The organism is Aeromonas sp. BIGb0445, assembly GCF_024809075.1.
Classification (GTDB): domain Bacteria; phylum Pseudomonadota; class Gammaproteobacteria; order Enterobacterales; family Aeromonadaceae; genus Aeromonas; species Aeromonas rivuli.
In genome coordinates, this window is record NZ_JANUES010000016.1 from 70014 (window position 1) to 76335 (window position 6322).

Genomic DNA, 6322 nt, shown 5'->3' on the forward strand with positions numbered 1-6322 from the left:
TATGTGGTATTTCACCTGGATCCTGGGTCTGCTGCTGGCTTGTGCGTTTGGGATCATCAATGCGCTCTGGCTGGAGCACACCGAGAACCTGGATCGCACGATCGATGAAGACAAGTGACCAACTGGCCCGGCTGGCCGCTCCCCTTGAGCGCCAGCCATGGCAGGGTCTGATGTTACTCGCGGCGGCCCTGTTGGCCGCCGCCATTTTACAGGCCCCTAATCTGATTGCGGCCAACACCAGTGCTCATGGTCACTGGGTGGCGCCCTGGTTGATGTGGGCAGTCAGTTGCGGCGTCATGCACGGGCTGGGGTTTCATCCCCGCAGCCTGCCGGGCAGGGTGTTTTTCTGCCCCTGGCTCGCCTGGCCAAGCCTGCTTTATGGGCTCTGGCTGACACACAGTTACTTCCTGCCATAAAAACAGGGGGAGACAGGATTTCCCTGTCTCCCCCTGCTTCTTTCCTATTCACCCCTGCGCTATGATACCCCCCCATCAGACTGTCGAATGGATCACAGATTGTTATGGGTGAAGTCTCTGAGTTTCCGGTACGGGTCTACTACGAAGATACCGATGCCGGGGGCATCGTCTACAACGCCAATTATCTCAAATTTATGGAGCGGGCCCGCACCGAGTTTCTGCGTGCCGGCGGCATCGAACAGGACGTCTTGCTCGGACTGGGGATCGCCTTCGTGGTGAGCCGGACCGAGATCGATTTTCGCGCCGCAGCCCGCTTCAACGAATTACTGACCGTAATAACGCAAGTGACTGAAGTGAGACGCGCCTCCATGCGCTTCTCGCAACAGATACTGGCGGCTGATGGGCGACTGATCACCCAGGCCATGGTACAGATAGCCTGTGTCAGTCACCCGCTTATGAAACCTGTTGCAATACCTGAAAATGTGAAGGGAGTGCTGTTAAGTGCACGCTGAAATTTCGTTTATTGGTCTGTTCTGGCAAGCCAGCCTCTTGGTCAAGCTGGTGATGTTGACCCTGATGGGCATGTCTGTTGTCTCCTGGGCACTGATTATCCAGCGCGCCAAGGTCATCAAGGCTGCCAACCTGGCATCCGAGCAATTCGAGGACAGATTCTGGTCCGGGGTGGATCTCAACCGCCTCTATCAGGAGTCCTCCTCCCGCCGCGATGATATCGAAGGCATGGAAGACATCTTCTACTCCGGCTTCAAGGAGTATGCCCGTCTGCTCAAGGCCGGTGCCCGGGGTCAAGATGCGGTGATGGACGGTACTTACCGCGCCATGCGTGTCTCGCTGTCTCGCGCCGTGGACGAGCTGGAATCCAACCTGCCGGTACTGGCGACCGTCGGCTCCATCAGCCCCTATATCGGCCTGTTTGGTACCGTATGGGGCATCATGAATGCCTTTATCGCCCTGGGACAGGTACAACAGGCGACTCTGCAGATGGTGGCACCCGGCATCGCCGAGGCGTTGATCGCCACCGCCATGGGCCTGTTCGCCGCGATCCCGGCGGTCATCTTCTACAACCGCTTTACCAACAAGGTCGAGCGACTGGAGAACGCCTACGCCAACTTCATGGATGAGTTCACCACCATTCTGAACCGCCAGATAGCACAGCAGCAACAGGGTGATCAGTAATGCAAACCTATCAGCGGATCCGGCGCAAGAAGGTGGCCGAGATCAACGTGGTGCCTTACATCGACGTCATGCTGGTGCTGCTCATTATCTTCATGGCGGTGACGCCGGTGATCACCCAGGGGGTGAAGGTGGATCTGCCCCAAGCGGAGTCTGAGCAACTGCCGGAAGATGCCAAGTCCCCCTTCATCGTCAGCGTCAACGTCGATGGCGAATATGTGGTCAAGGCAGGTGAAGCAGATGACGAGCCGGTACCTGCGGGTTCGCCCGAGGCTATCCAGCAATTTATCACCGAGAAGGCCATGGGGTATCTCGCGGTCAACCAGGGTGCCCCTGTGGTGGTGGCTGGCGACAAGGCCGTGCGCTATGAAGAGGTGATACTGTTGATGGTCGCCTTGAAGAAAGCCGGCGTGCCCCAGGTCGGTCTGATGACGGATCCGGTGAACTGACGGAGATGGATGTGAAACGTGGTATTTCCAGTTATCTCATCGTCTCGCTGCTGCTGCATCTGATCATCGGCATCATCTTGCTGGTCGGTGTCGATTTCAGCAAGCCGAAGCGGCCTGCCTCCTCGGCCCAGATAGTCAACGCTGTGATGCTCGATGACGAATTCCTTGCCGAGCAAGCCGCTAAGATCCAGCAACAGCAAGCACAGCAGCAAAACAAGCCCGCGGTGAAGGCCGATATCGATCAGGCTAAGCAGGCTCGTGAGCTAGAAGAGGAGCGACTGAAGAGCGTCGAAACCAAGCGCAAGGCCGCCGAAGAGGCGACCCGCAAAGCCGAGACCGAGAAACAGAAGAAGCAGGCCGAGCAGAAACAGGCCGAAGCGCAAGCTCAACAGGCTGAACAGGTCCGCAAGCAAGAGGAGCTGAAGACCAAGAAGGCCGAGACAGAACGCAAGGCGGCCGAAGAGGCGACCAGCAAAGCCCTGGCCCTGAAGAAGAAACAAGAGCAAGAACAGAAGCAGGCTGAGGAGAAGGCCAAGGCCGCCAAAAAAGTAGAGGCGGACAAGCAGGCCAAAGCAGAAGCGGACAAGAAGGCGAAAGCGGAGGCCGAGAAGAAGGCCAAGGCAGACGCGGACAAGAAAGCCAAGGCGGACGCCGAGAAGAAAGCCAAAGCCGAGGCCGATAAGAAGGCCAAGGACGAGGCGGCCAAAAAGGCAAAAGCTGACGCAGACAAGAAAGCGAAGGAAGAGGCTGACAAGAAGGCCAAAGCCGATGCCGAGCGCAAGCGCAAGGCAGCCGAAGAAGCCAAGCTACAGGCACAACTAGAGGCTCAAATGCAGGCGCAAATGGCGGCTGAGGCCAGCTCTAGAAGTCAGGCAGCGGCGGCAGCGGCTCAGGGTGAGGTCGACAAGTATGCCGCGCTCATCAAGGCCACGGTCGAGCGTTACATGATTTTGGATCCCACCATGCGGGGCAAAACATGTACTATCGGTGTGAAGCTTGCCAGCAGTGGCTTCGTTATTTCGGTCGACAATGGTCAGGGTGATCCCGCCGTCTGTCGTTCGGGTCGAGCCGCCGTACTGAAGGCGAACCAGTTGCCCGTGCCCAAGGATCCTGCGGCATTCGAGCAGCTCAAAGAATTCAATCTCAAATTGGAACCGAGTATTTAAGCCATGATAAGAAAAGTATTTTTTGCTTTGGTTGGCTGCTTGCTGATGGGCCAGAGCGCCCAGGCGGCGCTGGACATCGTCATCACAGGTGGTATCGACAGCGCCCGTCCCATCGCCGTGGCTCCCTTCAAGTGGAGTGGTGAGGGTCAGTTGCCTCAGGATATTGCCGAGGTGGTCTCCAATGACCTGATGCGCAGCGGCAAGTTCAAGCCGCTGGCTCGTGGCCAGATGCCGCAGACCCCGAGCAGCAGTGGCGAGATTGATTTCGCGCCCTGGGCCTCGCAAGGGGTGGAAGCCGTGGTGGTGGGCACCATAGCCCCTGCCGGCAATGGTTCCTACAAGATCAACTTCGAACTGGTCGATGTGCTCAAGGGGCAGCTAGCCAAGACCCAGGGCGGAGAAGCCAATGGTTACGTGCTCGACAGTCGCATGGCCACCATTCCCGGTGCCCAGATGCGTCAGTTTGCCCACCGTATCTCCGACATCGTCTATGAGCGCCTGACTGGCGAGCGTGGCGCCTTCCTGACTCGCCTGGCCTATGTGGCGGTCGATCAGGGTGCCCAGTTCCCCTACCAACTGCGTATCTCCGACTATGACGGTTACAACGAGAAGGTCTTGCTGCGTTCCCGTGAGCCGCTGATGTCTCCGGCCTGGTCGCCGGATGGCAGCAAGCTGGCTTATGTCAGCTTCGAGAACCAGAAGTCCGAGATCTATGTGCAGGATATTTACAATCAGCAGCGCAGCCTGGTCTCCAGCTTCCGTGGCATTAACGGGGCGCCAGAGTGGTCGCCAGATGGTCGTCGATTGGCTATCGTTCTGTCCAAGGATGGTCAACCGGATATCTATATCATTGATGTTGCTAGCAAGCAGCTGACCCGGGTGACCAATAGCCGCACCATAGACACCGAACCCTCCTGGACGGCTGATGGACAAAGTTTGGTATTCACCTCTGAACGTGGTGGCAAACCCCAGATTTATAGCGTAAATTTGGCGACTGGCGCCACTCGTCGCATCACCTGGGAAGGGGATTCTAACCAGGGTGCGTCCATGACAGCGGACGGCAAGTCCATGGTAGTGGTCACCCGGGAACAGGGACAATATCGCATCGCTCGGCAGGATATGGAAAGCGGAGCCATGTTGGTATTGACCCAGAGTGCATTGGATGAGTCGCCAAGTGTGGCTCCTAATGGCAGCATGATCATCTACTCCACCATCTATCAGGGGCGCAAGAGCCTGGCTCTGGTCTCGACGGATGGTCGCTTCAAGGCAGTATTGCCGACAAGCAGCGGGGAAATACGTGCGCCAGCTTGGTCGCCCTTTCTGAATTGATAATAAATTCAATTGTTTTTTGTTTTGTTATAAAGGTTTAAGGAAATAGCATGCAACTCAATAAACTGCTCAAGGGTCTGGCCATCGCACTGCCACTGTTCACCCTGGCTGCCTGTAGTTCTTCTTCCGACTCCGACGCTTCCGGCGCCGAAGCGGGTATGACCGACGGCATGGGTGGTGTACAGACTGGCTCCGCCAATGGTCTGTTGTCACCGGAAGAGCAGATGCGTCAAAAGTTCGAAGCGCTGCAGCGCGATAACGTCATCTTCTTCCCGTACGACGGTTACGATATCCAGGGTCAATACGCCGACCTGCTGGATGCCCACGCCAGCTACCTGCGTGAGCGCCCGTCCGTCAAGGTACTGATCGAAGGTCACGCCGATGAGCGCGGTACCCCTGAGTACAACATCGCCCTGGGCGAGCGTCGTGCCAAGGCCGTAGCCAAATATCTGCAAACCCTGGGTGTGCAGGCTGAGCAGCTGTCCATCGTCAGCTATGGCGAAGAGAAGCCGCTGGACCTGTCTCACACCGAGGATGCCTTTGCCAAGAACCGTCGTGCGGTTCTGGTCTACTAAGGTTTCATTCGGATGAATCTTGTGTATAAAAATGCGGCCATTTCGATGGCCGCACTTCTATTTAGCATGGGGGCCCACGCCGCGGCGCCTGTGTCCGATCTCTCCGGTGGCGACAGTGCCGTCACCGCCGCCTTCGGCAGCAATGCGGGCGCCATCGTGCCCTCAGGCAGCCTGGAGGACAGGGTGGCGCTGCTGGAGCGCACCCTCAATGCCCGCCTGCGTCTACAGGCCGACTTGCAGCAGCAGGTCGACTCTCTGCAAGGAGAGGTGGCCGACTTGCGTGGTCAGCTGGAGCAGCAGACCTACAAGATGGAGCAGTCCCAGGAGCGCCAGCGCCAGCTCTATCAGGAGCTCGACAAGGTCAGCAGCCAACAGGCAGCTCCGGCCGCAGCTGCTGCCGCCACGGCGGCAACGGCCAGCGCCGCGAGTGCCGCGACCTACTCCAGTAACCAGGATGAGAATCAGGCCTATGATTCGGCCGTGAACCTGGTGCTCAAGGATAAGAACTACGACAAGGCGATCCCGGCATTCCAGGGGTTCATCAAGCAGTTCCCGGATTCGAGCTATGTGCCCAATGCCCACTACTGGCTGGGGCAATTGCTGTTCAACAAGGGGGACAGGCCCGGTGCCACTGCCCAGTTCAAGACCCTGGCTGACAAGTACAGCAAGTCTCCCAAGCGTGCCGATGCACTGGTCAAGTTGGGCATGATAGCTCAGCTGGATGGCAACAAGGCGCAGGCAAAAAGTTACTACGAGCAGGTGATCAAGGGCTATCCCAACACCTCGCCAGCACAGCTCGCCAAGCAGAGTCTCGACAAGCTGTAACATTGCGCTAGGTGGTTGTTTTCGTAACACTCTTGTAAATGTGACAGCAGTTTGTACGCACAGTGAGCAAACGGATTTAAATTAAGAATTTTCTGTTGCACCAAGAATTTAAATCCGTATTATAGGCCGCCGTCAGCGTCGGTACAGTCATGTGCCCGATGCGATGGTGGTATGGGTCGTTAGCTCAGTCGGTAGAGCAGTTGACTTTTAATCAATTGGTCGCTGGTTCGAATCCAGCACGACCCACCATTCTCCACTCCAGAGTGGAAAGCAGTATCCCAGGTCGTTTAGCTCAGCTGGGAGAGCACCTCCCTTACAAGGAGGGGGTCACTGGTTCGAGCCCAGTAACGACCACCAGTTTGTAAGCAGTA

Annotated in this window: 9 protein-coding genes and 2 tRNA genes; all 11 read left to right on the forward strand. The window is 57.3% G+C overall.

Going from position 1 to position 6322, the window contains the following annotated elements:
* Position 1: 1 nt before the first annotated feature.
* The gene (gene cydX / locus M2367_RS19260; protein WP_259237956.1) at positions 2-118 is read left to right on the forward strand and encodes a cytochrome bd-I oxidase subunit CydX; all 117 of its coding nucleotides are present in this window, start codon (positions 2-4) and stop codon (positions 116-118) included.
* Positions 105-416: a cyd operon YbgE family protein gene (locus tag M2367_RS19265; RefSeq protein WP_259237958.1), complete on the forward strand. Its 312-nt coding sequence runs from the start codon at positions 105-107 to the stop codon at positions 414-416. Before cydX ends, M2367_RS19265 begins: the two co-directional genes overlap by 14 nt.
* Positions 417-520: 104 nt before the next feature.
* Complete coding sequence (gene ybgC, locus M2367_RS19270; RefSeq protein ID WP_042041566.1) at positions 521-928, forward strand: tol-pal system-associated acyl-CoA thioesterase; 408 nt, start codon at positions 521-523, stop codon at positions 926-928.
* A gap of 1 nt (position 929) precedes the next feature.
* Entirely contained in the window at positions 930-1610 is a 681-nt protein-coding gene (gene tolQ, locus M2367_RS19275; protein WP_306381968.1) for a protein TolQ, read from the forward strand.
* The gene (gene tolR, locus M2367_RS19280) at positions 1610-2056 is read left to right on the forward strand and encodes a protein TolR (protein ID WP_005908538.1); all 447 of its coding nucleotides are present in this window, start codon (positions 1610-1612) and stop codon (positions 2054-2056) included. Before tolQ ends, tolR begins: the two co-directional genes overlap by 1 nt.
* Before the next feature lie 5 nt (positions 2057-2061).
* On the forward strand, positions 2062-3222 hold the full coding sequence (gene tolA, locus M2367_RS19285) for a cell envelope integrity protein TolA (protein WP_042041563.1): 1161 nt from the start codon (positions 2062-2064) through the stop codon (positions 3220-3222).
* A 3-nt stretch (positions 3223-3225) separates the two neighbouring features.
* Positions 3226-4551: a Tol-Pal system beta propeller repeat protein TolB gene (tolB, locus tag M2367_RS19290; RefSeq protein ID WP_042041562.1), complete on the forward strand. Its 1326-nt coding sequence runs from the start codon at positions 3226-3228 to the stop codon at positions 4549-4551.
* 50 nt (positions 4552-4601) lie between these two features.
* Positions 4602-5126 carry a peptidoglycan-associated lipoprotein Pal gene (gene pal, locus M2367_RS19295; RefSeq protein ID WP_042041561.1) on the forward strand — a complete coding sequence of 175 codons (525 nt, stop codon included), beginning with the start codon at positions 4602-4604 and terminating at the stop codon, positions 5124-5126.
* Between the two features lie 12 nt (positions 5127-5138).
* Positions 5139-5951, forward strand: coding sequence for a tol-pal system protein YbgF (gene ybgF, locus M2367_RS19300; protein ID WP_224432055.1), 813 nt, complete (start codon positions 5139-5141; stop codon positions 5949-5951).
* Positions 5952-6124: 173 nt separating this feature from the next.
* Positions 6125-6200 (forward strand) — tRNA-Lys (locus M2367_RS19305).
* Positions 6201-6232: 32 nt separating this feature from the next.
* Positions 6233-6308, forward strand: a tRNA-Val gene (locus M2367_RS19310).
* Positions 6309-6322 lie beyond the last annotated feature (14 nt).

Bases quoted from the DNA above. Each gene is read 5' to 3' on its own strand.
- cydX (WP_259237956.1), top strand. From the start codon at position 2: ATGTGGTATTTCACCTGGATCCTGGGTCTGCTGCTGGCTTGTGCGTTT.
- M2367_RS19265 (WP_259237958.1), top strand. From the start codon at position 105: ATGAAGACAAGTGACCAACTGGCCCGGCTGGCCGCTCCCCTTGAGCGC.
- ybgC (WP_042041566.1), top strand. From the start codon at position 521: ATGGGTGAAGTCTCTGAGTTTCCGGTACGGGTCTACTACGAAGATACC.
- tolR (WP_005908538.1), top strand. From the start codon at position 1,610: ATGCAAACCTATCAGCGGATCCGGCGCAAGAAGGTGGCCGAGATCAAC.
- tolA (WP_042041563.1), top strand. From the start codon at position 2,062: ATGGATGTGAAACGTGGTATTTCCAGTTATCTCATCGTCTCGCTGCTG.
- tolB (WP_042041562.1), top strand. From the start codon at position 3,226: ATGATAAGAAAAGTATTTTTTGCTTTGGTTGGCTGCTTGCTGATGGGC.
- pal (WP_042041561.1), top strand. From the start codon at position 4,602: ATGCAACTCAATAAACTGCTCAAGGGTCTGGCCATCGCACTGCCACTG.
- ybgF (WP_224432055.1), top strand. From the start codon at position 5,139: ATGAATCTTGTGTATAAAAATGCGGCCATTTCGATGGCCGCACTTCTA.